This window comes from Pseudofrankia inefficax, assembly GCF_000166135.1.
Taxonomy (GTDB): Bacteria; Actinomycetota; Actinomycetes; order Frankiales; family Frankiaceae; genus Pseudofrankia; species Pseudofrankia inefficax.
Map to the genome: position 1 here is coordinate 3,075,844 of NC_014666.1, position 25,392 is coordinate 3,101,235.

The following is a 25,392-nucleotide window of genomic DNA, read 5'->3' on the forward strand; positions in this document are numbered from 1 at the left end:
GCATCCCGGTCAGCCGAGGAACCGGTGGACCAGCGCGATCGACATCGCTCCGTCGCCCACGGCCGACGCGACCCGCTTCATCGACTCCAGCCGGACGTCGCCGGCCGCGAAGACGCCGGGAAGGCTGGTCTCCAGCGCCATCGGCGGACGTGGCAGCGCCCACCGGGCGGCGTAGGCCGGGCTGGTCAGGTCCTGGCCGGTCACGATGAACCCCGCGGGATCACGGGCGACCGCCTCGCCCAGCCACTCGGTGCGCGGCGCCGCGCCGATGAAGATGAACAGCCAGCTCGCCGGAACCTCCCGGCGGGCGCCCGAGTCGCGGTCCGCGACGGTCAGCGACTCCAGGTGGGTGTCACCGCCGCAGCCGACGACCTCGCTGCGCAGCGCCACCTCGATGTTGGCCGTCGCGACGATCCGCTCGACCAGGTAGTTCGACATCGAGTCCTCCAGGGCACCGCCCCGGACCAGGAGCGTGACCCGCTTGGCGTAACGGGCCAGGTTGAGCGCCGCCTGCCCGGCCGAGTTCGCGGCGCCGACGACGAAGACCTCGTCACCCTCGCACTGCGCGGCGTCGGCGGCGTTGGCGCCGTAGTAGACGCCGCGGCCGATCAGCCCGTCCAGGCCCGGCGCCGCCAGCCGCCGGTAGGAGACGCCCGTCGCCACGACCACCGACCGCGCCTCGACCTCGCCGGAGCCGGCCAGCCGCACGCCCAGCACCGGGCCGCGCGGCTCGATGCCGACCACCTCGCGGGCGAGCACCATCTCCGCGCCGAACCGGGAGACCTGCGCGACCGCGCGATGGGTGAGGTCGGAGCCGGTCAGCCCCTTGGGGAAACCGAGGTAGTTCTCGATCGCCGCGCTCTGGCTGGCCTGGCCGCCGGGCGCCTCCCGCTCGACGACGACCGTGCTGAGCCCCTCGGAGGCGGCGTAGACCGCGGCGGCCAGGCCGGCCGGGCCGCCGCCGACGATGCAGACGTCGTACAGCGGCTGCTCGGCCCGGGTGCGGATCCGCAGGGCGTCGGCGAGGTCCAGCGGCGAGGGCGACCTCAGGTTCGGGCCGTCCGGGACCAGCACCAGCGGCAGGTGGTCCGTGGTAGCGCCGGCCAGCTCGACCAGCCGGCGCGCCTCGGCGTCCCGGTCGATCTCGAACCACAGGTATGGCACGTGGTTGCGGTCCAGGAAGGTCTTGACCTCGTGGCTGCGCACCGACCAGCGGTGCCCGACGACGCGCAGGCCGCCCGCGCGGTCCGGGTTGGCGTGCCGCCAGTCCGTGAGCAGCCCGTCGATGGCCGGGAACAGCCGCTCCTGCGGCGGATCCCAGGGCTTGAGCAGGTAGTAGTCCAGCCCGATGTCGTTGATCGCCGCGATGGCGACGTTCGTGTCCGCGTAGGCGGTCAGCAGCAGCTTCTTGGCGCCGGGCGCGTGGGTCTCGGCCTGGCGCAGCAGCTCGATGCCGGTCATGGCGGGCATCCGCTGGTCGGCGACGATCAGGGCCACCGGCTGGTCGCGCAGCGCCAGCCGGGCCAGCGTCGCCAGCGCCTGCTCGCCGGACGCGGCGGCGACGACGCGGTATTCGGACCCATACTGACTGTGGAGATCGCGGCTGATCGCCGCCGAGACGTCCGGGTCGTCATCGACCGTCACGATCGTTGGCCTGCGCATAGGGGCATGCTATTAGCTCCCGAGCGCACTATTTTCATGATCAATCGGGCTGGATCGGCGACTTTCGCGATCTGTTGGGCGGGCGGCTCGCGCCGCCGAGCGCCCGGGTCGCGCGCCGGGTCCTCCGGGGTGTTGTCCTTCCGTCCGCGGCCGGTCGCCGCTGGGCAAATGCCGGACAGGACATGGACAGTTTTTCGCATAAATGTCCGAAAGTGGGCATCTGGCACGTTTGGGTGCTCCCGGGCGAGCGACATCGACTAGTTTCACCGGCACACCGGGCCTTTCGGCCGGTGACGGGGGGAGACGGCGATCCCGGGCTCGGTGTCGTCGCGGCTTGGACCGGGCTGCCCCACCATGTCCTCGCCGCCCATGAACCCGGGGCGGAAGGGCGCGGCGTGCGGCGTGCGCGACGACGAGCTGTTAGGCCTCGGCGAGCTGGGACTGCGGCTGTTCCGGGCGGTGGCACGCGAGCCAGGTAGCGACCTGACTACCCTCGCCGGACTCACCGGCGATCCGGTCGAGGCCGTCGAGGCGGAGGCGCGGCGCCAGATCGCCGCCGGCCTGCTGACCGACGTCGGCGGCAGGTGGGAGGCCCGTGACCCGGCCGCGGTCCTGGCCGACCGCCAGGCCCTGGAGCTTCGGTCCCAGCACCAGGCACACCGGGCCGAACGCGCAGCCCTGGCCCGCGCCGGGCTGCTCGCTGACTACCTGACCGGCCGGCACCACCGGCGTGGCCGGGCGTACGAGGTGCTCAGCCCGCGGCAGATGTGGGCCCGGCTGGCGGAGGTCACCGAGTCCGCCCAGACCGATCTGCGGTTCCTGCTCGACGGTGGGCCGGCCCCGGCGAACGACCGCGCCGAGGTCGCGGGGGCCCTGGTGCGGGCCGCGGGCCGCGGGGTGCGCGTCACCGGGGTGTGCGCCCCGTCGCCCGAGGCCCCGCCGGAGCTCGTCCAGCTGCCGCCGCCGAGCCGCGTTCAGGTCTACCCGCACGTCCCGCTGCGCGCGGTCGTCGTCGACCACGCGACGGCCCTCGTGCCGATCAACGCGCCCCGGCTCGACCGAGGGGGCTACGCGTTCACGTCGCCCGGCCTCGTCGCGCTGGTCACCAGCCTCGTCGACCTCGTCCACGCCAACGCGGCCCGCGACCCCGCCGGCGGCGTCGGCAGCGTCGTCGGCGCCGAGGGCGCGCCGGACGCCAGCCCCACCGCCGCTGAGCTGAGCCCGTCACCGGCGCTGCGCCGCCAGGCGATCTGCGACCTGCTCGCCACCGGCGCCCGCGACCCCGAGATCGCCGTCCGCCTCGGCGTCCCCGTCCGCACGATCCGCCGCGACATCTCCGTGCTGATGGCCCAGACCGGGACGCGCAGCCGGTTCGCCCTCGGTGTCGCGCTCGCCAACGACCACCTGATGGGCCTCGCCGCCCGCGGCGGCGAGGCCACCCCGCCCCCGGCCGGGCCGCCGATGACCACGGGGCTCTGACTGGTCGCGGGGCTCTGACTGGTCGAGTGGCTCTGACTGGTCACTGGGCTCCGACTGGTCGCGCCGCGGGCCACCCCCCTGACGGTGGCCCGCGGCGCGCCGGCCCTCGCGCCGTCGCGGCGCGGGCCCGCGCCGTCGCGGACGACAGGTGTTCGGAGCCGGCGGCCGGGTGGATGGGTGCGGATGTGGACCGATGTGCCAGGAGCGCCGTGACCGGCGCCGGGACCCGGTCTCGGCCGGCGGGGAGCGGCGCCGGCCCAGGGCGCGCCGGTGCCGCGCGGCGGGATCAACTTTGAGGTCGACGTCGACCTCAACATTGCGATACATTGCCTCGCGTCAGGCACCGTGCGTTCCACCGATCTCGGGGCTGGCGCGCCCGCGGGCGCCGGTCCCCAAGCCGTAGCGTCCCGCGCCGCAAGATTGGAGTCCTGACGCCCATTACTTAACACCGTGGGCCGGCGGCCCTCTCTCTCGGGCGGCCCACGGCGGCCGGCGGGCACCTCCACAGGACCCGGCCATGTTGCCAGGGCATTTCTCCCAGGATCTTGTCAAAGGCGATCACCCGGGCATGCCAGGTTTGTCCCGCATTCGCCGTTGAAGTTCTCGCAATATCAATCAGGAGTGGCCAGGAAATGCGTTCGAGGTCAAGAAGTGTTCTTGTCGCCGTGGCTGCCGCGAGCGCTCTCGCGGCAACCGCGGCCTGCGGTTCCAGCTCCGGCGGAACCGCTGGCGCTGCGACAGCCGGCCCCAGCAAGTCGATTGTCATCGGTCTGTTAACGGACCAGACCGGCCCGGCGGCGTCCGCGGCCCGGACAAGCGTGGACGGAATGAAGGCCGGCGTTCAGTACGCGGCCCGCAACGGCTACAAGATCCGTTATGTCGTCGCGGACACGGCGACGAACCCGACGACCGCGCTGGCCGCCGCCCAGAAGATGGTCACCCGTGACCACGTCTCGGCGGTCGTCGCGCTGTCGGCGCTGACCTTCACGACCTCGGCCTATTTCACCCAGCACAACGTCCCGGTGCTGGGCAACGGCCAGGACGGCCCCGAGTGGATCACGGCTCCCAACATGTTCTCCGTGGTGGGCGCGCTGAACACCACCAAGGTCGCCACGACCGCGGGCACGTTCTTCAAGGCGCAGGGCGTGACCACCCTGGGCGCCCTCGGCTACGCCATCTCGCCGACGTCCGCGGAGACGGCGAAGGCGGCGGGGGAGTCGGCGAAGAAGGCCGGTATCAAGGTCGGCTACCTGAACGCCGCCGTTCCCTTCGGCACGACCGACATCGGTCCCGTCGCGCTGGCGATGAAGAGCGCCGGCGTCGACGGGCTGGCCCTCCAGATCGACCCCAACACGAGCTTCGCGCTCATCACGGCGCTTCGTGACCAGGGCGTCAACATCAAGGCCGCGCTGCTGCCGACCGGGTACGGCGGCGACCTCCTCGGGGCCGGCCCCGGGGCGATCAACGACGCGCAGGGCGCGTACTTCGGCATGCAGTTCGAGCCGATCGAGCTGCAGACCGCGGCGACCAAGCAGTTCTCGGCCGACCTCAAGGCCGGGGGCGTCACGGGTGCGCCGACGTACGCCATGTACAGCAGCTACGTCTCCGTGGGCCTGCTGGTCCAGGCCCTGAAGGCGAGCGGCGGCCAGACCGCGTCGGCTCCCCTGATCAAGGCGCTGTCCGGCATCCACGACTTCACCGCGCTCGGCCTGTTCGGCAGCCACAAGCTCGACATCAACGACCGTAAGAGCAGCGTCGGCGGCGTCGACAACTGCCTGTGGGTCACCAAGCTGGAAGGCAAGGTGTTCACGCCGGTCAAGAACGCCTCGCCGGTCTGTGGCTCGGTGATCGACGGCGTCACGGTGTCGGCCTCGTCCTGAGGCGACGGCCTCGACGGCGGCGCAGGTCGGCCGCGCCGCCGTTCGAGGTCAGGAACGACCGCTCAGCCTCCGGGCTGGGCGGTCGTTCTCGTCTACGGGGCGCTGGAGCCCGAGCCGTCGGTCGAGACCCGCTTCAGGGAGATCTGCGGGACGAGATCGAGCTCGGGCAGGTCCGCTCCGGTGACCGCGACCGGGTCGAGGTCGTCGGCCAGCGGCGGGAAGGCGGCCTTGCGCTTCTCCAGGTAGCTGGTCAGGCCCTCGCGGAAGTCCTGGCCGGTGACCGCGACCGCCATGGCCCGGTAGGAGCGGTCCAGCGACGCCTCGAGGTCGCCCTGCTGGTCGGTGTGCAGCTGGTGGCGCAGCAGCGCGAGGGACGTCGGCGAGCAGTTCTCGGCGATGTCGGCGGCGTAGGCGCGGGTCGCCGCGGCCAGCTCGCCCGGCTCGACGACACGGTTGACCAGGCCCAGCGCCAGCGCCTCGTCCGCGTCGAAGACCCGGGAGGACAGCAGCAGGTCGGCCGCCCGCCCGGCCCCGATCAGCCGGGGCAGCAGCCAGGTGACGCCGAACTCGCCGGCCAGCCCGCGCCGGGCGAAGGCCGTGGTGAAACGGACCCCGCGCGCGGCGATCCGCACGTCGCACAGCAGCGCCTGCACCAGGCCCATGCCGGCGCACGCGCCGTTCACCGCCGCGACCATCGGCTTGCGCAGCGCCCGCGCCCGGACCGGCGAGCGGCGCCCGGTCAGGTCCAGGCCGTCGTTCGTGATCCCTTCGAGGCGGCCGCTGTCGACCCCCGGGCAGAAGGTGGTGCCCGCCCCGGTCAGGATCACCACCCGGATCCGGGGGTCGCGGTCGACCAGCTCCAGGACCTCGAAGTACCGCTGCTCCAGCTCGGGGTTCCAGCCGTTGCGCCGCTGCGGGCGGTTCAGGATCACCACGCCGACGCCGTCGGTCCCGATGTGGAGCGCCACCGGCCCGTCGGTCACCTCCGCGACGTCGCCGTCAGCCGGGGCGTAGCCGAGGCTGCTCGCCGGGGCCTGGTTGTCTGCCGTCACTGCGTGTCCTTTTCGCGTATGCCCAGGGCGTTGAGCCAGATCCGGGTGAGCGCCTCGATGGCGGTGTCGGTGTCCGCGTTGACCGGGTCGTGCGAGTTGAACAGCAGCTCGGCGAAGTAGGCGACCATGCCGCCGAGCGCCTGGGCCGCGTAGTAGGGCTCGATGGCCGGGTCGGCCAGGCCGCTCGCCTGCAGGGCCCGGATCCGCCGTTCGATGGCGTGCGCGAAGGCGTCCTGGCGCTGGAAGCGGGTCCGCCAGACCTCGACGTCGATGGTGGCGACCTGGTGGATGACGCGCATGATCCCGGCGTTGGCGGCGTAGGTCCGCAGGTAGTGCTCGTTGGCCGCTCGGATGCGTTCGACCGGGTCGTGGTCGTTGTCGGTGGCGTGCTCGACGGTGAGCAGGTCCAGCTCGATCGAGTCGACGAGGGTGCGGAAGATCTCTTCCTTGGAGACGAAGTACGTGTAGAAGGAGCCGTGCGAGACGCCGGCCTCGTCGCAGATGTCGGCGACCCGGGCCTGCAGGAAGCCGTCGCGTTCGAACACGACGCGGGCCGCGTCGAGCAGCTGGTCCCGGGTCTGGCGGCCCCGGCTGGTGCGCCCGGTTCCCCGGCGCTTGTTGCGGGCCGCGCCCTGCCAGCCCCGGGTCGCGTTGGGGATCGACGCCAGCGGCTCGGCGCGCTCGGCTCCCTCAGCCACGTCGATCCTCAGCCACTGCGATCCTCAGCCACTCCGAAACCCCCTGTCGGCGTCCTGCACCGCGACGCCGCCGCGGTCGGCCACCTGCCGGCCAAAGGATCGCATCTTACGCATAGTAACGCATAGTAACGCCCTGTCCGCGCAGAGCGTTCTTCCGCGCGACCCATCGTCTCTGAGCATTGGAGTCGACGTCAATGTCGGCTTTGACGCAGCGCCCACCCGCGGCGGGCGGGGCTGTGAGACGGGCGGGCCGCGGGGGGAGCACCCGGCCGGGGGAGTCTACGAGCGCGTCGTCACGGGCGTGCGTGGTGGCTCGTCCAGCCGCAGGGCGTGCAGGCACATCCGGGTGAGCTGCGTGACGGCGACGTCGAGGTCACCGGCGACGGTGCCGTCCACCAGCCAGCGCTCGGCGAACTGTTCCAGCATGCCGACGAGAGCGAAGACCGTGATCTCCGGGCTGACCCTGGCGTCGACCAGCCCGCGCCGCTGCAGCCGCCGGACCTGCTCCACGTGCCGGGCCACCGCGGGACGGCGCGGATCGCGGGAGCGGGCGCGCAGCCGGTCGTTCTGGTGCCCGGTCTCACCGAGCAGGGTCAGTATCCGCGCCTCGTCCCGAAAGACCTCCAGGTACCGGCGAATGCCGGCCGCGAGCAGGTCGGGCAGGTCGTCGAGCGAGTCGGAGTCGAACGTGACGCCGTCGAACGGAGTGCCCAGCCGTTCGGACGCGGCCTCGGCGAGCTCCAGCAAGACGGCCTCCTTGGAATCGAAGTAACGATAGAAACCGCCGTGCGCGAGCCCGCCGAGATGCGAGATGTCGGTGATCCGCGATTTCCTGAATCCGTCACGCTCGAACACCATCCGGGCGGCCGCCAGCAGCCGGTCGCGGGTCGCCTGGCGTTCCGCGGAAAGCGCGGGCGCGCCGCGGCGGGCTAGGTCCAGGTCGACCAACATTGCCGTCCGCCTTTGCTGTCCTCGGTGTTCCACGGCGCGTGCCCCGGCCGGCGGATCCCACGGCCGGCGGCCCGTCTCACGCGCGCCTCACGCCCGGCTCGGGGTGCTCGCGTCGGCGGCGGCCGCGAGGTATTCCTGGCGCAGCGCGGTCTTGGCGAGCTTTCCGGTCGGCATGCGGGGCAGCTCCTCGCGGAAGGTGACCACCCGGGGGACCTTGAAGCGGGCGAGCTGTTCGCCCGCGAAGGCGAGGAGCCGTTCGGCCAGCTCGGGTGTCGGCTCGACACCGGCCGCGGGCTGAACGACGGCGTGGACGTACTCGCCCATCTCGTCGTGCGGGAGGCCGAACACGGCGACGTCGGCGACCGCCGGGTGCAGGATGAGCACCGCCTCGATCTCGGCGGGATAGATGTTCACCCCGCCGGAGATGATGGTGAAGCTCTTGCGGTCGGTCAGGTAGAGATAGCCGTCCGCGTCGAGGTAGCCCATGTCGCCGGAGGTCGTCCAGGTCGGATGGGCGGGATGACGGCCCTCGCGGGTCTTCTGCGGGTCGTTGTGGTATTCGAACAATGCCGTGTCGCGGTCGAAGTAGAGCAGCCCCGGCTCGCCCGTCGGCAGCTCCGCGCCGTCCTCGGCGCAGACATGCGGGATGCCGACGGTGGGCCGGCCGACGGAGCCCGGGTGCTCCAGCCAGTCGGCGGCGCGGATGAACGTCATGCCGGAGCCCTCGGTGCTGGAGTAGTACTCGTCGACGATCGGGCCGAGCCAGCTGATCATCTGGCGTTTCACCGCCGGCGGGCAGGGCGCGGCCGCGTGCACCAGTGAGCGCAGGCTGGACAGGTCGTAGCGGGCCCGGACGTCGGCGGGGAGCTTGAGCAGGCGGACCATCATGGTCGGCACGACCTGGACGTGGGTCACCCGCTCGCGTTCGATCACCGCCATCAGCTGCTCGGCGTCGAAGCGCTCCATGACGACCAGCGTCGCGCCGAGCTCGTGGGCGGCGGCCGACCACTGCAGGCCGGCCGCGTGGTAGAGCGGCGCCGGCGTGAGGTAGACCGAGTCCTCCCCGATCCCGAGCAGTGCCCTGCCCATCCGGGAGGCGCTGATCCGGCCGGGCTCGTCGACCTGCAGCCCGGACAGCGCCCGGCGGATGCCCTTCGGCCGTCCGGTCGTGCCGGAGGAGTACAGCATCACCTCGCCGGCCGGCTGGTCCGCCAACGGCGTGTCCGGCTGCGCGGCGACAGCGTCCTCGTAGGACTCGAAGCCGGCCGCCGCGCCGTCGAGCAGGAACACCGCCGCGCAGGTCGGGCTCAGGCCGGCGACCTCGCGGGCCAGGTCGGTGAACCGTGTCGTGGTCACCAGGACGCGGGCCGCCGAGTCGTTCAGCAGGTAGGCGGCCTCCGGGGCCGTCAGGTGCCAGTTGACGGCGGTCAGGTAGAGCCCGGACCGGATGACGGCCCAGTAGACCTCGAGATAGCGCACGTGGTTCTCGGCCAGGATCGCGACCGTGTCCCCGGGACGCAGCCCGCGGGCCCGCAGCACCCGCGCGAACTGGCGGGACCGCGCCTCCAGCGTGCGGTAGTCGATCCGCTCACCGGCCGGGCTGAGGACCACCGCCGGCTTGTCGGGGCTCTTCTCGGCGTACAGACCCGGATACACGTCAGGTTCTCCACGAAGTGGTCAGGACTTGCCGCTGGCCGCCGTGTCGTCGCGGGCGGGCGGGGGCGCAAGCCGAGCGTCGGTCGGCTGAGGGCCCGGCTCGCGGCCGAGGTGACCAGGCGGGGGAGTGACGTCCCGGCGAGCACGTCACCGATCTCCGCCTCGATGTCCCTGGCCGCGAGCCGGAATCGCAGCGTGTCACGTCGCATTGAGCGAAGCAACAGCCGCACTATGCGAACGCGGGGCGTCAGCGGCGCCAGGTCCGCGGCGGCCGGCCCTGCGTCGCGGCCGTCAGGCCGGCGGCGGCCGCCGCGACCCGCTCGCCGAGCAGCACGACCTCGGCGCCGGTCCGGGGCGGCGCGTGGTGCTGTTCGGAGGCGCAGATGGCCGCGAGCACCACCACCACGTCACCGCCGCCGTCGAACACCGGGGCACAGACGGTGGAGACGCGGTAGCTGCCCGTGGGCTCGATCACGGCCGGAAGCGCGTCCGCGAGGCCGAAGAGCCGGTGAACGTCGCCCAGGATCCGGCGCAGCGCCGCGGCGTGCTCGACCCCGCGGTGGTCCTCGCCGAGCTCGATGGCGAGCAGGTCGATCCGTTCGCGCAGCTGGCTGTCCACCTCGGCCGACCAGCCGCGAGCGCGCACCCCGTCGAGGCTCGGGGCGATCTGGGTCAGGGCGTCGGCGGGGCGCTCGGGACCCAGCCGGTCGAGCCACCGCTCGACGGCGGTGGGATCGTCCGACCAGGCCACACAGACCGAGCCGATCGGCGGCTTCAGCGGGAACCGGTCGCCCAGCCGCAGGTAGCGGTGCGCGTCGCCGCCTCCGCCCGCCGGCGGCTGCGGCGGCTGCCCGATCTCGCCGACGAGCAGCTCGTCGGGCTCGCCGGGCATCGCGCCGGCGACGAACGCGAGGCAGGTCAGCCCGGTGGCGGCGGCGAGGCCGCGCACCACGGGCCGGGCGGCGTCGACGACGGGGTGGCCCCGGGCCGCGACGCGCCCGGCGGCGACGAGCGCCGGGCCGAGGCGGTAGGTGTGCCGCTCGGGATGCCGCAGCAGCCAGCCCCGCCGCGTCAACGTCACCATCATCGGATGGATGGTCGCCTTGCTCAGCCCGAGCGCGCGGGCGACCTCGGCCAGCGTGGCCCCGTCGGCCGGCTGCCTGGACAGCAGGTCGACCAGGTCGAGGAGCCGGTCTGTCTGCGGTGACGGTCTGCTCATGATGCGACAACGGTAGCGTCTGCGGCTGCCAGCGTTCGCGCAGTGCGAATCGTGCACCGCGCCGCCGTTGCCAGGCCCGCGAGCCACGGCTAGTGTGCTCGACATCGAGGTTGATGTCGACATCGATGCAGTGGCACAAAAGGTTCGGAGCCCGGGAGGTCGGAGCCCGCGGGCGAGCCGGCGCGGAGAGGATTGACGATGCGGTCAGCGGTGATCTGCGAGCCGGTGCGTACGGCGGTGGGTGGGTATGGCGGCGCGCTGAAGGCGCTGGCCGCCCATGAGCTGGGGGCCACCGTCGTGCGCGGCCTGCTGGAGCGGACCGGCCTGGAGAGCTCGGACGTCGACGACGTGCTGTTCGGCTCCTGTTACCCGACCATGGAGGCGCCGGCGCTGGGCCGGGTGGTCGCGCTCGACGCGGGGCTCGGCATCGACGTTCCCGGCCTCCAGCTCGACCGTCGCTGCGGCTCCGGGGTCCAGACCGTCACCATGGCCGCGATGCTCGTCCAGACCGGGGCCGCCGACGTGGTGATCGCCGGCGGGGCGGAGAGCATGAGCAACGCCGCGTTCTACTCCACCGAGATGCGCTGGGGCATCCGCGGCGGGGCCGTCGAGCTGCGCGACGCGCTCGCCCGCGGGCGGCTGACGGCTGGCGGCCGCAGGTTCCCCGTGCCGGGCGGAATGATCGAGACGGCGGAGAACCTGCGCCGCGAATACGCCATCTCCCGGTCGGAGCAGGACGAGCTCGCGCTGCGCTCACACCGGCGCGCCGTCGAGGCCCAGCGCGCCGGCCGGTTCGCCGACGAGATCATCCCGGTCGCGGTCCCGGCCCGTGGCGGGGAGGCGGTCGTCGACGCCGACGAGCATCCGCGCGCGGACACGACCCTCGAGAAGCTGGCCGGGCTGCGGCCCATCCTGGGCCGCTCCGACCCGGACGCGACGGTGACTGCCGGGAACGCCAGCGGGCAGAACGACGGCGCCGCGGCCTGCGTCGTGACCCATCCCGACGAGGCGCAGCGCCTCGGCCTGCGGCCGCTGGCCCGGCTGGTCAGCTGGGCGGTCGCCGGCGTCGAGCCGGCCCGGATGGGGATCGGGCCCGTCCCCGCGACGGCGAAGGCGCTCGAACGCGCCGGGCTGACGATGGCCGACCTCGACCTGATCGAGCTGAACGAGGCCTTCGCCGCCCAGGTCCTCGCCTGCGGCCGGGCCTGGGGCTTCGGCGAGAAGGACTGGGACCGGGTGAACGTCAACGGCTCCGGCATCTCGTTGGGCCACCCGGTCGCGGCCACAGGCGGCCGCATACTCGCGACGATGCTGCGGGAGATGCACCGGCGCGACGCGCGGTACGCGCTGGAGACGCTGTGCATCGGCGGCGGCCAGGGAATCGCCGCGATATTCGAACGCCTCGACTGAGAGCGCGGTTCCGGTCTCGTGTCCGCCCTGGCGGTCTCGAGTCCGCCCTGCGAAGCGAGGCAGAACGACGATCGTGGCGCATGGCTGATCGTTGCGGTGTGCTTGCCCGGGGCAGCGGCCAGCATGCGACGGCACCGGGCACCAGGTCCACCCGCGCTTGATCACTGTTACTATCGACGTCGACGTCGAGTTTGATTACCAGACCCGCGTCCGGCGGACGCGATCAGCGCGCAGATGCGGAGAACCCGGTCATGGACAGCGAGACAGCGGCCACCGTCTTCACCGATCCCCGGGCGTACGCCGACAACGAGCGTTTCTACGCGGCCACCGCGCTGCTGCGCCGTGAGTCGCCGGTGTACCTGGTCGAGCATCCGAAGTACAACCCGTTCTGGGCCATCACCAAGCACGACGACGTCATGACGATCTCGCGGGACGCCGGGCTCTGGATCAACGCCCCGCGCACGGCGCTCGGCCCGAAGCCGAAGGACGAGTCCCGCCAGGACATCCCGATCCGGTCCCTGGTCCAGATGGACGCGCCGGACCACCCGGTCTACCGGCACATCAGCGCGGACTGGTTCAAGCCGCTCGGTGTCCGCCGGCTGCGGGCCCGGATCGAGGAGCTCGCCAAGCGGTTCGTCGACCAGCTGGCCGACCTCGGCGGCGAGTGCGACTTCTTCGTCGACGTCGTCTCGCACTACCCGCTGTACGTGATCATGTCCCTCCTCGGGCTGCCCGAGGAGGACTTCCCCCGGATGCTCAAGCTCACCCAGGAGCTCTTCGGCGCCGACGACGAGGACCTGGCCCGCAAGGGCGACAAGCAGGCGCACATGGCCGCGCTGATCGACTTCTTCCAGTACTTCCAGACGGTCATCGCGGACCGCCGGGCCAACCCGACGGACGACCTGGGCTCCGTGATCGCCAACGCCAGGATCAACGGCGAGCTGATCGGCGAGATGGAGGCCGCCGGCTACTACGTGCTGATCGCGACGGCCGGCCACGACACCACGAGCTCGGCGCTGGCCGGCGGCATGCACGCCCTGCTGGAGCACCCGGACCAGTGGCGGCGGCTGTCCGGCGACCTCTCGCTCGTGCCGACCGCGTTCGACGAGATGATCCGGTGGGTGTCGCCGGTGAAGCAGTTCATGCGTACGGCCACCGAGGACACCGTCGTGCGCGGCGTGCCGATCGCGGCGGGGGAGTCCGTGCTGCTGTCGTACCCGTCGGCGAACCGCGACGAGGACGTCTTCGAGAACCCGGACGCCTTCGACGTCGGCCGCAGCCCGAACAGGCACGTCGCGTTCGGGTTCGGCGCGCACTACTGCCTCGGCACCCATCTCGCCCGCCTGGAGGGCCAGGCCCTCTACGCCGAGCTCGTCCCCCGACTGCGGTCGATCGAGCTGGCCGGCACCCCCGAGTACATGGAGACCCTTTTCGTCGGCGGCCCGAAGCGCCTCCCCATCCGCTACACGATGGCCTGACCGGCAGGGCCCGGCTGGCAAGGAGGAGGGCTGATGCTCCCCGCTCCCGCGGACCATGTGGCCATCAGCGACCTGGTGGCCCGTTACTGCCTGATGCTCGACCTGGACGACGTCGAAGGCTGGGTCGGGCTGTTCACCCCCGACGCCAGCTACCTGGTCTACGGGCGGTCCTTCGATGGGCACGACGCGCTGCGCGCGATGATGCGGGCCGCTCCCGGCGGGATGCACCTCGGCGGCCCGCCCAGCATCGAGATGCTCGGCCCGGACCAGGCCCGGACCACCCGGAACCTGCTGTTCGTCGACCAGGCCGGCGGCGCCCCGCGTCACGCGATCTACCACGACGACCTGGTCCGGACGCCGGACGGCTGGCGCATCGGCCGCTGCCGCTGCCAGTTCGTCACGCCGGACGGGCTCTCCGACCGCCCGGCCCGCCCCAAGGACCAGGCGCCGCGCACCACCTAGGCTCCGTGGTCCAGGGGCGTGGCCGGTCAGCCCGCCGTCGTCGGCGCTCGGCCCGGCCGCGACGCGGCGGCCGCCATCGCCCGTTCCATCCCGCCGATCATGTCGGGGTAGCGCATCGTCCGTCCCCCGCCGTCCACGCCGTACAGCGCGCCGGTGACGAAGGACGCCTGGTCGGACGCCAGGAAGTAGATCACGTTGGCGATCTCGTCCGGCTCGGCGAACCGGCCGAGCGGGGCGTTCTCGACGAACTCCTCGACCACGCCGGGCATCTGCCACAGGTAGCTGGTCATGGAGGTGCGGACCAGGCCCGGAGCCACGGCGTTGACCCGGATGCCGTGGCGGCCCAGCTCCAGCGCCGCGACCTCGGTCAGCGCCACGGCGCCCGCCTTCGCCGCGCAGTAGGCGCCCAGGCCGCGGCCGGGCTGCACGGCGTTGAGGCTCGCGACCGTGACGATGGACCCGCCGCGCCCCGCGTCCCGCAACGCCCGGCCACCGTGCTTGATGGTCAGGAAGGCGCCGTTGAGGCAGAGGTCGACGACGCGGCGCCAGGCCCGGAAGTCGTGGTCGGCGATCTCGCCCAGCGTGCCCACCCCGGCGTTGGCCACCACCACGTCGAGGCCGCCGAACCGTTCGGCGGCCAGGGCCACCAGCGCGGCCACGTCGTCCTCGACGGTCACGTCGCACCGGGCGCCCGCGAAGGCCTCGGGGCCCAGCTCGGCGTCGAGCGCCGCGAGGCCCGCCTCGTCGATGTCCCCGCCGACCACCTTCCCGCCCTCGGCGACGAACCGGCGGACGACCGCCCCGCCGATCCCGCCCGCGGCACCCGTGACCAGGGCGACCCGCCCCGCGCTCGGCCCGCTCATCGGGCGAGCCCCGGCACGCGGCGGTGGGCGGAGGGCGTCGGAACAGTCGATCGCAAGGCCATTGAGGGATCCTCTCGGGAAGTGCGCGGGCTCGTGGGAGTGCGGGGTTCCCAGGCTGCTCAGGCCTGGCGCAGGCGGGGGGCCAGGTCGCCGGCCTTCGCCGGGGCTTCCATGACCAGCCGGGACCGGACGACCTTCCCGGAGGCGGTCCGGGGCAGCGGCCCGTCCCAGCGCACCAGCTGCTCGGGCAGCTTGCGCTTGGCCAGCCCCTGCCCGAGCAGGTACTCGATGACATCGTCGAGCGTGATCGTGACGCCCTCGTCGGCGAGCACGGCCACCGCGAGCCGTTCGCCGGTGTCCGGGTCGGGCATCCCGAACGAGGCGTACTCCACCACGCCGGGCAGCGCCGCGAGCGCCGCGTCGATCTCGGTCAGCGAGACCTTGAGGCCGTTGCGGTTGACCAGCTCCTTCAACCGGCCGACGACGGTCAGCCGGCCCTGATGCGCCTCGATCTGGTCCCCGGTCCGGTACCAGCCGTCCTCGAACGCGGACTGGTCGTCCGCCGGGTCGAGGTAGCCGAGGAACACGCCGGGCCCGCGCAGCAGCCCTTCCGTCGGGTGCTCGGCCGAGCCGATCCGGACCTCGCCGCCCGGCATGAGCGCGCCGTCGTCGGACAGCCGTCGCTCGCGGTCGTCGGTGGCCAGGCTGCCGGAGAAGTTGGGCGCCTCGGAGGAGCCGTACACCCGGGCGATCTCGATCCCGAACGAGTCGGTCGCGAGCTCCAGCAACGGTCGCGGCAGCATCGCGCCGCCGAGCGCCAGGGTCCGAAGGGTGACGCTGCCCGTCCCGGCGCCGCCCGCGCCGGCGGCGGCGCGCAGCAGGCGTTCGGCGATGACCGGCGCGCCGCCCAGCAGGGTCGCGCCCGCCGCCGCCATGCGCCGGAGGGTGCCGGCCGGCTCGAACCTGTCCTCCAGCGCCAGCGTCGCGTGCTGGTCGGCGGCCAGGTGGACCTGCATGAGGCCCGTGATGCTGGTCAGCGGGCTGATGAGGAACGCCACCGTGCTCTCGTCGGCGGACGTTATCCGCGCCATGTTGGCGGCGCCCGCGGTCAGGGTGTTGAGCGAGTGCGCGACGCCCTTCGGCCGGCCGGTGGTTCCCGAGCTGAAGAGGATGACCGACGTGCGGTCCCGGTCCGGCTCGTCCCACGGCGGCGGAGCGGCCGGCCCTGGCTCGCCCCCGAAGAGCTCCAGCGGCACGGTCTCGACGCCGGCCAGCGCGTCACCGAGGCGCCCCGCCTCGCCGGCCGCGACGACGACCTTCGGCCGGCCGGGCAGCGCGTCGCGCGCGACCTGGACGTCGGCCGGGCCGCACCGCCGGTCGAGCACCGCGACCGTCGTGCCCAGGCGCAGGAGGGCGTGGTAGGCGATCACGCCGTGCCTGGTGTTCCCGCTGACCAGGACGACCCCGTCGCCCGGCTTGACGCCGTGGCCGCGCAGGGACGCGAGGCCCTGGCCGACGGCCGCCGCCAGCTCCGCCCACGAGAGCCGGCCGTCGCCGTCGATCAGCGCCACGGCGTCCGGCCGCCGGGCCGCCGCCGCCTCGATCCCGTCGGCGAGGGTCCGGTCGTCCCACGAGCCGTCGGCCCGATGGCGCGCCACCCGGTCCGCCCCCGCGCGCGGAAGCGCCTCGACTGCCGCCGCCGAAACCCGTCTGGTCGTGGCATCCATCCGTCAGTCGGTTCCATCCGCTCAGCGGCCCGCCGGGCCGCGGCCGCACGTGCTTCCGCCGGACAAGCTAGCCGCGCCGCCCGCCGGGGTCCACCTTAAGTCGACATTGACATCGATATTGTCATCGAACTAGTGTGCCGCGCGTGTCGGAGATTGCGCTGGGACTGAGCCTTGCCGGAATTCATGGGGACGTGGCTTCGCTCGTAGCCGTGGCGCGCCGGGCCGAGCAGGCCGGGTACGACTCGGTGTGGACGGGCGAGGCCTGGGGGAGCGACGCGTTCACCCCGCTGGCCGCCGTCGCCGCGGTGACCAGCCGGCTGCGGCTCGGTACCGCGATCGCGCAGATGCCGGCCCGCACGCCCGCCATGACGGCGATGACGGCGCTGACGCTGCAGCAGCTGTCCGAGGGGCGGTTCGTCCTCGGCATCGGCGCCTCCGGCCCGCAGGTGGTCGAGGGCTGGCACGGCGTGCCCTACCACCCGCCGGTGCCGATGACCCGGGAGTACCTGGCCGTGCTGCGCAAGGCCCTGGCCGGGAAGGAGCGGCTCGAGTTCTCCGGGTCGATCTACCAGGTTCCCTACACCGGCCCGGGCTCCACCGGCCAGGGCCGCCCGCTGCGCACGACCCTGCCGGGCGCCCCGGACACCCCGATCCTGGTGGCCGCGCTCGGGCCGAAGAACGTGGCGATGACCGTGGCGGAGGCCGACGGCCTGCTCCCGTACCTGTGGAGCCCGACCCGGTGGCGCGACGCCTGGGGGGACGCGCTCGCGAAGGCGCCGGACGGGTTTCAGGTGGCTCCGACCGTCCTGGCCTGCGTCGGTGACGACCTCGACGCCTGCCGCGACCAGGTCCGCCCCCGCATCGCGCTGCACATCGGCGGCATGGGCTCGAAGTCGAAGAACTTCTACGCGGCGCTGGTCGCCCGTTACGGCTACGTCGACGAGGCGAACCGCATCCAGGACCTCTACCTGGGCGGGGACCGGGCCGGTGCCTGCGCCGCCGTGCCGGACGAGCTCGTGGACGACCTGGCCCTGGTCGGCCCGCTGGCCAGGATCGCCGACCAGCTCGCCGCCTGGCGCGACGGCCCGGTGACCACGATGATCATCGAGCCCACCGATCTCACGATGGTGGAGCCGATCGCGAGCCTCTGGTGACGGGCAACCGCCGGCGCCCCGAAATCGTTGACAGCAGGTCCGACGGGACACGTTCCTCGTAGCTGGGAGTAGCCGATGTCGTCCGAGCAGCGCACCACCAAGATGGAGTTCTACACGTCGGCGGGCGCCCCCAGCCTGGAGCAGGACGGGATGATGACGCCGCCGACGATCGACAAGGCGGTCTACACCCAGCTCGACATCCGGCCGGTCGACGCCGGGCAGCGCGTCACCGTGCTCTACAAGGGCGAGGGCCCGGACGGGTTCAGCCTCGTCCACTCCTGGTTCGGTGCCGGCTTCCGGCTGCCCCGCCACAGCCATTCGGCCGACTGCCTCTACTACGTCGTGTCCGGGGAGATCCTCATGGGCACCCGCACCATGGGCAAGGGCGACGGGTTCTTCGTCGCGGCCGACGCGCAGTACGCCTACACCGCCGGCCCGGACGGAGCCGAGGTGCTGGAGTTCCGCACCTCGACGAGCTTCGACATGAGGATCACCGACCAGACCGCCGAGCGCTGGAAGCCGATCGTCGAGGCCGCGGTCGCGAACCGCGAGCTGTGGGCGGCCACCCGGCCCAGCTGACCGGCCTGGCGTGAACCGGCCTGGCGTGAACCGGCCGAGCGGCGGCCCGGCCCGGCTGGCGGGACCAGCATGACCCGGCCGTCGCGGCAGCCGGGTCATGCCGGTCCCGGTCAGGCCCGCGGCAGGCCCAGGAGCTGGCGGCCGATGAGGCCGCGCATGATCTCCGAGGCGCCACCCGAGATGGTCAGGGCTCGTCCCCACAGGAAGTTGTGGTGCCACCGGGCCGCGATCGCGACGCCGTCCTCGTCGATCGAGACCGAGGACGAGATCAGCTCCATCGCGAGGTCGCACAGCGCGACGTTGGTCTCGGTGTAGGCGAGCTTGGCGACCGGGCCGTCGCTCGGGCGCTCGTCGTCGACCAGGACCCGGTCGACGGTGTCCCGCACGATGAGCCTGACCTCCTCGACCCGGGCGAGCGCGCCGGCGAGCCTCGCCTGGACGTCCTCGTGCGCCAGCGCGGCCGTGCCGTCGGGCAGCCGGGCGGCCCCGGCCAGAGCGACCAGGTCGGCGAACATGCGCTCCAGCTGCACGGCGTTCGCGCCGACGAAGGCGCGTTCGGAGGCGAGGCCCGAGGTGACCACCTTCCACCCGCCGTTCACCGCGCCGAGGACGTGCTCGGGGCCGAGGCGCACTCCGTCGAGGAACACCTCGCAGAACTCGGCGTAGCCGGTCATCTCGCGGATCGGGCGGACCTCGATGCCGGGCAGGCCCATCGGGACGACGAACGCGGTGAGCCCCGCGTGCCGGTCGACCGAGGGGTCGGTGCGGGCCAGCAGCATCCCCATGTCGGCCCACTGGGCGTCGGTGCTCCAGATCTTCTGACCGGTCACGACGAACCCGTCGCCGTCCGGCTCGGCCCGGGTGCGCAGCGAGGCCAGGTCGCTGCCCGTGTCGGGCTCGCTGAACAGCTGGCACCAGATGTGCTCGGCGCCGCGGATGCGGGGGAGCAGCTCGCGCCGCTGCGCGTCGGAGCCGAACTCGATGATCGCGTGGCTGGCGAGCATGACCTGGTCCAGCGGGCGGTACGCGTTCCCGCGGATGAGCTCCTCCATCAGCACGAGGTCGCGGACGGGGACGTGGCCCGCCCGGCCGCCCCACTCCGGCGGCCAGCCCGCGCCCAGGTACCCGGCCTCGTAGAGCGCCCGCAGCCAGGCCCGGATCGCCTTCTCCTCGGCCTCGTCCCGGGGGACCCGGACGCCCTCACCCACCATGGGAACGCCGTGCTCGGCGATGAAGGCCCGGACCTGGCTCCGGTAGGCCTCGACGTCCGGATCGGCCCCGACGGCCCGCTCGGCCGCGACGTCAGTGCGCATGGGTCGTCCATCCCTCAAGCTCGGCGAGCGACCGCTGGGCCGCCCGGGGGTTCGCCGCCAGGCGGGCGTCCTGGTGGACCCGGCGCTCGTAGAGGTGCAGCCCGTACTCCCAGGTGAAGCCGATCGCGCCGGTGAGCTGGAGCAGGTCGTGCAGGATGAGCGGGGCCGCGGAGCTCACGCTCAGCGCGGCCGTCGCCACGGCGCGCCGCAGCGCGGCCGGGTCGGCGTCGAACAGGCCGGCCGCCGCGCGGACCACGAGGGTCATGCCCTGCGCCCGCACGGCGTGGTCGGCCAGCCGGTGCTGGACCGCCTGGAAGCCGCCGATCGGCCGGCCGAACGCCTGGCGCTGGCCGGCGTAGGCGACGGCCCGGTCGAGCATCCGGCGCACGCAGCCGACGGCGTCGGCGGCCAGCAGGAGCTCGTACAGCTCCACCGCCTGGCCCGCCGGCGGGAGCGGGCGCCCGGCCCCCGGGCTCACGGTGACGTCGCCGCAGGTCCGGGACACGTCGAAGCCGTGCGGAGCCGGGTCGGCCGTCCAGCCGTCCGGGTCGGCGAACAGCATCAGGCCGCCGCCGGGCTGATCGAGCAGCAACAGGGCGTCCGCCCCCGGCACGCCGTCGACCAGGCGGGCGAGCCGGCCGTCCGGCCCCAGGCGGCCGAACGCGCAGACCCGCTCGCCGGCCAGGATGCCGGCGAGCAGCTCGCCCGCGACAGGGTCGCCGGCGGCCTGGGCCAGGGCGTGCGCGCTCGCGGTGAGCCCGGCGTACGGGCCCCCGTACAGGGCCGCGCCGAGCTCCGCCGCCGTCATCACGGCGGCGTCGGCCCGCAGGCCGAACCCGCCGAGCGGTTCCGGGACGCACAGCGCGGTCAGACCAAGTTCCGCCAGTGCCGGCCACATCGAGCGCCAGTCGGCGGCTACCGTGGGCTGGAGGTCCTGGCCGTCGGTGCCGAGCGTCCCTCGCAGGGCCTCCCGCAGCTGGAGAAGCTCGTCGTTGGCTGTCGTGGTAGTCAGGACGGCCTCACATCAAAGAAACTCGACATTGGTGTCGACTTCGATACTCTGGCGTTGTCCGGTCCGGCGTCAAGCCGCGGGCCCGGTGATCGATGGCGGACGAGAGGCTGATCAAGATGAACCAGACGGCTCCGTGGATCTTCGACTTCGACAATCACTACTACGAAGCCGTCGATGCCTTCACGCGCCACCAGGACCGCAGGCTGGGTAACCGAGGCGTCCGGTGGGCCGACGTCGACGGCCGGCGGCGCATCCTGGTCGGCGGGAAGATCAACAACTACATCGCCAACCCCACGTTCAACCCCGTGGCCAAGCCCGGCTCGCTCTACGACTGGTACCGGGGCAACCCGCGCCAGCAGACGATCAAGGACGCGTTCGGCGAGCTGGAGCCGCTGCCGCCGGAGTACCAGGACCGCAAGGCCCGGCTGGCCGTCATGAACGAGCAGGGGCTGGCGGGCACGCTGCTGTTCCCGACGCTGGGCGTCGGCGTCGAGGACGCGCTCAAGACCGACCCGGAGGCCTGCGCGCAGGTCTTCGAGTCGTTCAACCGGTGGCTCGACGAGGACTGGGGCTTCCGCTACGAGGGGCGGATCTTCGCCGTCCCGTGCGTCCCGCTGCTGGACCCGGTCGCCGCCGCCGCGGAGCTGCGGCGCGTGATCGAGGCAGGGGCCGTCGCGGTGAACGTCCGCAACGCGCCGATCCCGGTGCCCGGGGGGTTCCGCTCGCCGTTCGAGCCGGCCTACGACCCGTTCTGGGCGCTGGCCGCCGAGGCCGGGATCCCGGTCGCGACGCATGCCGGCCTCGACGGCTACGACGCCCTGGTGCAGATGTGGGAGCCGGGCGGCGAGGAGAACTCGATCTTCCGTTCGCCGTTGCGGGGGATCGTCACCAAGGGCCGCGCGGTCACCGACTTCTACGCCGCCGCCGTCTGCCACAAGATCTTCGACCGGTTCCCGGCGCTGCGCTTCGCCAGCGTCGAGAACGGCGCGTCCTGGATCCCGGACCTGCTGCACCGGCTCGACGACGCCGCGAACCGCAATCCCGGCTACTTCGCCGACCACCCCCGGGAGGTCTTCGGCGAGCACGTGTGGGTCACGCCGTTCTGGGAGGACCACATCGACCAGCTGGTCGCCGACGTCCGGGTCGACCGGCTGCTGCTCGGCTCTGACTGGCCGCACGCCGAGGGCACCCGTGCACCGGTGGACTTCGTGACCGAGTCGCTCGCCGGCCTGCCGGAGGCGGACGTGCTGCGGATCGCGCGGGAGAACGCCCTCGAGGTCCTGGGCATCTCGCTCGGCTGAGTAAGCCTGAGCCGGGGCCGTGCGCCGACCGCTGGTCGACGCCGGTCCCGGCTCAGGGCCGGTCTCAGGCCGGGTCAGCGGGGGAGGCCGAGGCCTCGCTCGGCGATCGTGTTGCGCTGGATCTCGTCGGTCCCGCCGCCGAGGCGCAGGCCGGGGGCGAACAGCAGCCGTTCGATCCAGGGCGCGGACGTGGCGTCGTCGACCACGGTCGTGGCCATCCCGAGGATCGTCGTCGCCGCGTCGGCGCTGAGGCGCGCGTGCTCGGAGTAGAGCAGCTTCGTCGTCGGCCCGGCGGCCGGCACCGGGTGCCCGGCCGCGATCCGCGCGCGCAGCAGGTCCAGGGTCCGCTCCCGGATGGCCGCCTGGGCCAGCAGGTCGCGCACACCCGGGTCGTCGGCGTGGCCGAGGCGCTTCGCGAGGCCGACCAGCTCGTTCGCCGACCGGGCGCTGGTGCCGCCGCCGATCGCGGCGCGCTCGCTGGCGAGCATGGTCCGCAGCACGGCCCACCCGTCGCCCAGCCCGCCGATCAGGCCGCCCTCGGGCACGAAGGCGCCGTCGAGGAAGACCTCGTTGAAGTGGTACCCGCCGGAGATCTGGCGCAGCGGACGGATCTCGACCCCGGGCTGGGTCATCTCGATCGCGAAGCAGGACAGGCCGGCGCGGCCGTCCTCCTTGCGACCGGTCCTGGCGATGAGCAGGGCGTACTCGCTGCAGCCGGCGTTCGACGTCCACACCTTCTGGCCGGTGACCGACCAGCCGCCCTCGACAGGGGTCGCCCGCGTCTGGACGCTGGCCAGGTCGGAGCCGGCGCCCGGCTCGGACAGCAGCTGGCACCAGCTGTGCTCGCCCCGCACGATCGGCGGCAGGAAGGTGGCCCGCTGCTCGGCGGTCCCGTGGCCGAACAGCACGGCGGGCACCATCTCCAGGCCGACCGCGAACATCTTGGTCGAGACGCCCCACCTCGCCTGCTCCTCGGCGACGACGTCGTCCTGCCAGGCCGGCGCGCCGTGGCCGCCGCACTCGGCCGGCCAGGACCGGCCCGCGAGGCCTGCGTCGAACAGCCGGCGCTGCCAGTCGCGCGTCACGGCGATCGCGTGCTGCTCCTGGGCGTGGAACTGCTCCGGTGTCCGCGCGCTGACGATGTGCACGGCCGAGAAGTCCGCCGAGGACCCCTTGCGGGGCGCGTTGGCCGCGAACCACGCGTGGACCCGGGCCTGGAACTCCGCTCGCCCTTCGGCATGCGCCGCCGGCTCGGCTGGGGTCGCCATCACGTGCTCCTCCGATCGCTGGTGCGGGTCCGCCGGCCGGTCAGTCGTGGGCGGCGAGCAGGTGCCCGGCGAGGCGCTGGCGGTGGTACGCCGGGTTGCCGAACAGCTGGCGTGAGCTGTGCGCGCGCTTGAGGTACAGGTGGGCCGGGTGCTCCCAGGTGAAGCCGATGCCGCCGTGGATCTGGATGTTCTCGGTGGCCGCCGTGACGTAGGCGTCGCCGGCGCTAGCCTTCGCGAGGCTGGCCGCCAGCGGCAGCTCGGGTGGGCTCGCGGCGGCCGCCCACCCGCCGTAGTAGGCGGCCGAGCGGGCCGACTCGACGGCGAGGTGCAGGTCGGCGAGCTTGTGCTTGATCGCCTGGAAGGAGCCGATCGGCTTGCCGAACTGGACCCGGGTCCTGGCGTAGTCGACGGCCATGTCCAGCACGCGCCCCGCCCCGCCGACCTGCTCCAGGGCGATCGCGACGGCGGCGAGGTCGAGCACGTGGCGCAGCGCGGGCCACGCCGCGCCCTCCTCGCCCAGCAGCCGGGCGGGCGCGGCCTCGAAGACCAGGTCGGCCTGCCGGCGGGTCTGGTCGAGGGTGGCCCGTGGCTCCCGGCGCACGCCCGGGGCGTCGCCGGCCACCGCGAACACGCTGAGGCCGGCGCCGCTGCGGGCGGCGACGAGCAGCAGCGACGCGGTCTGGCCGTCGAGCACGGACGGCTTCGTGCCGGAGACCGTCCAGCCGCGGGCGTGCCGCGCGGCGGTGACCGCGAGGGCGTCCGGTTCGTCCTGGGGGCCGCCCGCCTCCGTCAGCGCGAGCGCGGCGACGGTCGTGCCGTCCGCGATCCCGGGAAGGTAGTCCGCTCGGGCCAGGTCGTCGTCCAGCGCGAGCAGCGTCGACGCGGCGAGGACCACGGTCGAGAGGACGGGCGCGCACAGCAGCGCGCGGCCGGCCTCCTCGAGGACGATCGCGAGCTCCGCGAAGCCGTACCCGGCGCCGCCGTACTCCTCGGGCAGGGCCAGGCCGGCGACCCCGATCTCGGCGGCGAGCTGGTGCCAGGCGGCGGGGTCGTAGCCGGCCGGCGTCTCCATGAGACGCCTGACCTCGGTCTCGGGCGAGGTCTTGTCCAGGAAGTCGCGTACCGTCCGGCGCAGTTCCAGCTGTTCCTGGGTGAAGGCGAGGTCCACGTGGCTCACGGCCTGCCGGTCAGGCCCAGGACGCGCGCGGCGTTCTCCCGCAGGAACTTCGGCCACACGTCGTCCTTCAGCGGGACCTGGCGCATCTCCGTCATGATCCGGTCAAGCGACAGGCCCATCGGGAAGTAGCCGCCGTACAGGATCTTGTCCGCGCCGCGGGTGTTGGCGTAGTCGAGGACGGCCGTCGGGTAGTAGCGCGGGGAGAACCCGCTGGTCGAGTAATAGAGGTTGGGCCACTTGAGCATCAGCTTCACGGCCAGCTCGGTCCACGGCTCGGCGCCGTGGCGCATCACGAACACCAGCTCGGGGAAGTCGTACATCACCTGGTCGATCAGCTCGACCCGCTGGACCATGGACGGCACCCGGGGTCCGGCGATGCCGACCGTCACGAAGACCGGGATCCCCAGCTCGACGCACTTGGCGTAGATCGGGTACATCTGTGGCGCGTCGATGGCCACCTGCGGCGACACCCCGTGGGGGAACAGGGACACGGCTCGGACGCCGAACTGCTCGTGCGCGCGGACGAGGGCGCGAATACCGTCCATCCCCTGGTTGGGATCGCAGCTCCACGAGGCGACGAACCGGTCCGGGTGCTCGGTCAGCGCCCGCTCGGCCGCCTGCGGGTGCGCGCTCATGCTGATCAGCGCGGTCTCGATGCCGTGCCGGTCCAGCTCGCCGAGCACGAGGCCGACCGGGTCCTCGTCGTCCGGGAGGTGGCTGGCCGGTACGTCGTGGAACATGTACGACGCGGGCATCACGAAGTCGTCCCGTGACTCCCGGTCGCGCAGCGAGGAGCGGATCTGCCGGTACAGCGCGGCGGGGTCCTGGGGGAGCCCGACCATTGTGTCGATCACGCCGAGGTCGGCCGGCCAGGGCTGGCCCGTCGCGGCGGGGGGCGAGAACGTGGAAGCCACCTCGTACCTTCCGTGCCGGGGGTGCCGCACCGGGAGTGCCGCACCGGAGAATGCCCGCCGGGAGCGCCGCGGCGCCGGCCGTCCCCATCCGGGTGACGGGGTCCTGACCTGGGGCGGCGGCGGTCGTCGTGGCCGGA

The 25,392-nt window shown here is 73.1% G+C and carries 21 protein-coding genes; 8 read left to right on the forward strand and 13 right to left on the reverse strand.

Going from position 1 to position 25,392, the window contains the following annotated elements:
- Positions 1-9 precede the first annotated feature (9 nt).
- Positions 10-1,662 (reverse strand): FAD-dependent oxidoreductase, encoded by a 1,653-nt coding sequence (locus tag FRAEUI1C_RS12495; protein ID WP_013423660.1) that lies wholly within the window; start codon positions 1,660-1,662, stop codon positions 10-12.
- A 369-nt stretch (positions 1,663-2,031) separates the two neighbouring features.
- Here FRAEUI1C_RS12495 and FRAEUI1C_RS12500 point away from each other — a divergent pair, with 369 nt between their 5' ends.
- Positions 2,032-3,141 (forward strand): LuxR family transcriptional regulator, encoded by a 1,110-nt coding sequence (locus tag FRAEUI1C_RS12500; protein WP_013423661.1) that lies wholly within the window; start codon positions 2,032-2,034, stop codon positions 3,139-3,141.
- Positions 3,142-3,773: 632 nt separating this feature from the next.
- On the forward strand, positions 3,774-5,021 hold the full coding sequence (locus FRAEUI1C_RS12505) for an ABC transporter substrate-binding protein (protein WP_013423662.1): 1,248 nt from the start codon (positions 3,774-3,776) through the stop codon (positions 5,019-5,021).
- Between the two features lie 92 nt (positions 5,022-5,113).
- On the opposite strand, the gene FRAEUI1C_RS12510 is transcribed toward FRAEUI1C_RS12505, so the two are convergent.
- The 5 genes from FRAEUI1C_RS12510 to FRAEUI1C_RS12530 form a co-directional block, all read right to left on the reverse strand.
- The gene (locus FRAEUI1C_RS12510) at positions 5,114-6,073 is read right to left on the reverse strand and encodes an enoyl-CoA hydratase-related protein (RefSeq protein ID WP_013423663.1); all 960 of its coding nucleotides are present in this window, start codon (positions 6,071-6,073) and stop codon (positions 5,114-5,116) included.
- Positions 6,070-6,771 carry a TetR/AcrR family transcriptional regulator gene (locus tag FRAEUI1C_RS12515; RefSeq protein WP_013423664.1) on the reverse strand — a complete coding sequence of 234 codons (702 nt, stop codon included), beginning with the start codon at positions 6,769-6,771 and terminating at the stop codon, positions 6,070-6,072. The genes FRAEUI1C_RS12510 and FRAEUI1C_RS12515 overlap by 4 nt, the downstream gene beginning before the upstream one ends.
- Before the next feature lie 279 nt (positions 6,772-7,050).
- Positions 7,051-7,722, reverse strand: coding sequence for a TetR/AcrR family transcriptional regulator (locus FRAEUI1C_RS12520; RefSeq protein WP_013423665.1), 672 nt, complete (start codon positions 7,720-7,722; stop codon positions 7,051-7,053).
- A gap of 87 nt (positions 7,723-7,809) precedes the next feature.
- Entirely contained in the window at positions 7,810-9,378 is a 1,569-nt protein-coding gene (locus FRAEUI1C_RS12525; RefSeq protein WP_013423666.1) for an acyl-CoA synthetase, read from the reverse strand.
- Between the two features lie 247 nt (positions 9,379-9,625).
- Positions 9,626-10,597 carry a helix-turn-helix domain-containing protein gene (locus FRAEUI1C_RS12530; RefSeq protein ID WP_013423667.1) on the reverse strand — a complete coding sequence of 324 codons (972 nt, stop codon included), beginning with the start codon at positions 10,595-10,597 and terminating at the stop codon, positions 9,626-9,628.
- 198 nt (positions 10,598-10,795) lie between these two features.
- Between FRAEUI1C_RS12530 and FRAEUI1C_RS12535 the strand changes: the two genes are divergently transcribed.
- The 3 genes from FRAEUI1C_RS12535 (at position 10,796) to FRAEUI1C_RS12545 (ending at position 13,947) form a co-directional block, all read left to right on the forward strand.
- Entirely contained in the window at positions 10,796-12,007 is a 1,212-nt protein-coding gene (locus FRAEUI1C_RS12535; protein WP_013423668.1) for an acetyl-CoA C-acetyltransferase, read from the forward strand.
- A 251-nt stretch (positions 12,008-12,258) separates the two neighbouring features.
- On the forward strand, positions 12,259-13,485 hold the full coding sequence (locus FRAEUI1C_RS12540; protein WP_013423669.1) for a cytochrome P450: 1,227 nt from the start codon (positions 12,259-12,261) through the stop codon (positions 13,483-13,485).
- Between the two features lie 33 nt (positions 13,486-13,518).
- Positions 13,519-13,947, forward strand: coding sequence for a nuclear transport factor 2 family protein (locus tag FRAEUI1C_RS12545; protein WP_013423670.1), 429 nt, complete (start codon positions 13,519-13,521; stop codon positions 13,945-13,947).
- 26 nt (positions 13,948-13,973) lie between these two features.
- Here the strand turns inward: FRAEUI1C_RS12545 and FRAEUI1C_RS12550 are convergent, their stop codons facing one another.
- Positions 13,974-14,810 (reverse strand): SDR family NAD(P)-dependent oxidoreductase, encoded by an 837-nt coding sequence (locus FRAEUI1C_RS12550; protein ID WP_013423671.1) that lies wholly within the window; start codon positions 14,808-14,810, stop codon positions 13,974-13,976.
- Between the two features lie 119 nt (positions 14,811-14,929).
- Positions 14,930-16,468 (reverse strand): class I adenylate-forming enzyme family protein, encoded by a 1,539-nt coding sequence (locus FRAEUI1C_RS12555; RefSeq protein ID WP_232425401.1) that lies wholly within the window; start codon positions 16,466-16,468, stop codon positions 14,930-14,932.
- A gap of 260 nt (positions 16,469-16,728) precedes the next feature.
- On the opposite strand from FRAEUI1C_RS12555, the gene FRAEUI1C_RS12560 reads away from it, so the two are divergent.
- On the forward strand, positions 16,729-17,691 hold the full coding sequence (locus tag FRAEUI1C_RS12560; RefSeq protein ID WP_232425402.1) for an LLM class F420-dependent oxidoreductase: 963 nt from the start codon (positions 16,729-16,731) through the stop codon (positions 17,689-17,691).
- Between the two features lie 75 nt (positions 17,692-17,766).
- Positions 17,767-18,270, forward strand: a complete 504-nt coding sequence (locus tag FRAEUI1C_RS12565; RefSeq protein ID WP_013423674.1) for a cupin domain-containing protein — start codon at positions 17,767-17,769, stop codon at positions 18,268-18,270.
- 110 nt (positions 18,271-18,380) lie between these two features.
- Here FRAEUI1C_RS12565 and FRAEUI1C_RS12570 read toward each other — a convergent pair whose 3' ends face one another.
- Together FRAEUI1C_RS12570 and FRAEUI1C_RS12575 are read right to left on the reverse strand one after the other, a co-directional pair.
- Positions 18,381-19,583 carry an acyl-CoA dehydrogenase family protein gene (locus tag FRAEUI1C_RS12570; RefSeq protein WP_013423675.1) on the reverse strand — a complete coding sequence of 401 codons (1,203 nt, stop codon included), beginning with the start codon at positions 19,581-19,583 and terminating at the stop codon, positions 18,381-18,383.
- On the reverse strand, positions 19,573-20,481 hold the full coding sequence (locus FRAEUI1C_RS12575) for an acyl-CoA dehydrogenase family protein (RefSeq protein WP_232425403.1): 909 nt from the start codon (positions 20,479-20,481) through the stop codon (positions 19,573-19,575). Before FRAEUI1C_RS12575 ends, FRAEUI1C_RS12570 begins: the two co-directional genes overlap by 11 nt.
- Positions 20,482-20,687: 206 nt before the next feature.
- On the opposite strand from FRAEUI1C_RS12575, the gene FRAEUI1C_RS12580 reads away from it, so the two are divergent.
- Positions 20,688-21,896: an amidohydrolase family protein gene (locus FRAEUI1C_RS12580; RefSeq protein ID WP_013423677.1), complete on the forward strand. Its 1,209-nt coding sequence runs from the start codon at positions 20,688-20,690 to the stop codon at positions 21,894-21,896.
- Positions 21,897-21,970: 74 nt separating this feature from the next.
- Here FRAEUI1C_RS12580 and FRAEUI1C_RS12585 read toward each other — a convergent pair whose 3' ends face one another.
- The 3 genes from FRAEUI1C_RS12585 to FRAEUI1C_RS12595 are packed head-to-tail and all read right to left on the reverse strand — an operon-like array spanning position 21,971 to position 25,255.
- Positions 21,971-23,164: an acyl-CoA dehydrogenase family protein gene (locus FRAEUI1C_RS12585; protein ID WP_013423678.1), complete on the reverse strand. Its 1,194-nt coding sequence runs from the start codon at positions 23,162-23,164 to the stop codon at positions 21,971-21,973.
- Between the two features lie 40 nt (positions 23,165-23,204).
- Positions 23,205-24,332, reverse strand: a complete 1,128-nt coding sequence (locus tag FRAEUI1C_RS12590) for an acyl-CoA dehydrogenase family protein (protein WP_041260695.1) — start codon at positions 24,330-24,332, stop codon at positions 23,205-23,207.
- Between the two features lie 5 nt (positions 24,333-24,337).
- Positions 24,338-25,255, reverse strand: a complete 918-nt coding sequence (locus FRAEUI1C_RS12595; protein ID WP_013423680.1) for an amidohydrolase family protein — start codon at positions 25,253-25,255, stop codon at positions 24,338-24,340.
- Between the last annotated feature and the right edge of the window lie 137 nt (positions 25,256-25,392).

Excerpts from the sequence above, each read along its gene's own strand:
- FRAEUI1C_RS12495 (WP_013423660.1), bottom strand. The coding sequence starts at position 1,662 with ATGCGCAGGCCAACGATCGTGACGGTCGATGACGACCCGGACGTCTCG.
- FRAEUI1C_RS12500 (WP_013423661.1), top strand. The coding sequence starts at position 2,032 with ATGAACCCGGGGCGGAAGGGCGCGGCGTGCGGCGTGCGCGACGACGAG.
- FRAEUI1C_RS12505 (WP_013423662.1), top strand. The coding sequence starts at position 3,774 with ATGCGTTCGAGGTCAAGAAGTGTTCTTGTCGCCGTGGCTGCCGCGAGC.
- FRAEUI1C_RS12520 (WP_013423665.1), bottom strand. The coding sequence starts at position 7,722 with ATGTTGGTCGACCTGGACCTAGCCCGCCGCGGCGCGCCCGCGCTTTCC.
- FRAEUI1C_RS12530 (WP_013423667.1), bottom strand. The coding sequence starts at position 10,597 with ATGAGCAGACCGTCACCGCAGACAGACCGGCTCCTCGACCTGGTCGAC.
- FRAEUI1C_RS12535 (WP_013423668.1), top strand. The coding sequence starts at position 10,796 with ATGCGGTCAGCGGTGATCTGCGAGCCGGTGCGTACGGCGGTGGGTGGG.
- FRAEUI1C_RS12540 (WP_013423669.1), top strand. The coding sequence starts at position 12,259 with ATGGACAGCGAGACAGCGGCCACCGTCTTCACCGATCCCCGGGCGTAC.
- FRAEUI1C_RS12545 (WP_013423670.1), top strand. The coding sequence starts at position 13,519 with ATGCTCCCCGCTCCCGCGGACCATGTGGCCATCAGCGACCTGGTGGCC.
- FRAEUI1C_RS12550 (WP_013423671.1), bottom strand. The coding sequence starts at position 14,810 with ATGAGCGGGCCGAGCGCGGGGCGGGTCGCCCTGGTCACGGGTGCCGCG.
- FRAEUI1C_RS12565 (WP_013423674.1), top strand. The coding sequence starts at position 17,767 with ATGTCGTCCGAGCAGCGCACCACCAAGATGGAGTTCTACACGTCGGCG.
- FRAEUI1C_RS12570 (WP_013423675.1), bottom strand. The coding sequence starts at position 19,583 with ATGCGCACTGACGTCGCGGCCGAGCGGGCCGTCGGGGCCGATCCGGAC.
- FRAEUI1C_RS12575 (WP_232425403.1), bottom strand. The coding sequence starts at position 20,481 with ATGTGGCCGGCACTGGCGGAACTTGGTCTGACCGCGCTGTGCGTCCCG.
- FRAEUI1C_RS12580 (WP_013423677.1), top strand. The coding sequence starts at position 20,688 with ATGGCGGACGAGAGGCTGATCAAGATGAACCAGACGGCTCCGTGGATC.
- FRAEUI1C_RS12585 (WP_013423678.1), bottom strand. The coding sequence starts at position 23,164 with ATGGCGACCCCAGCCGAGCCGGCGGCGCATGCCGAAGGGCGAGCGGAG.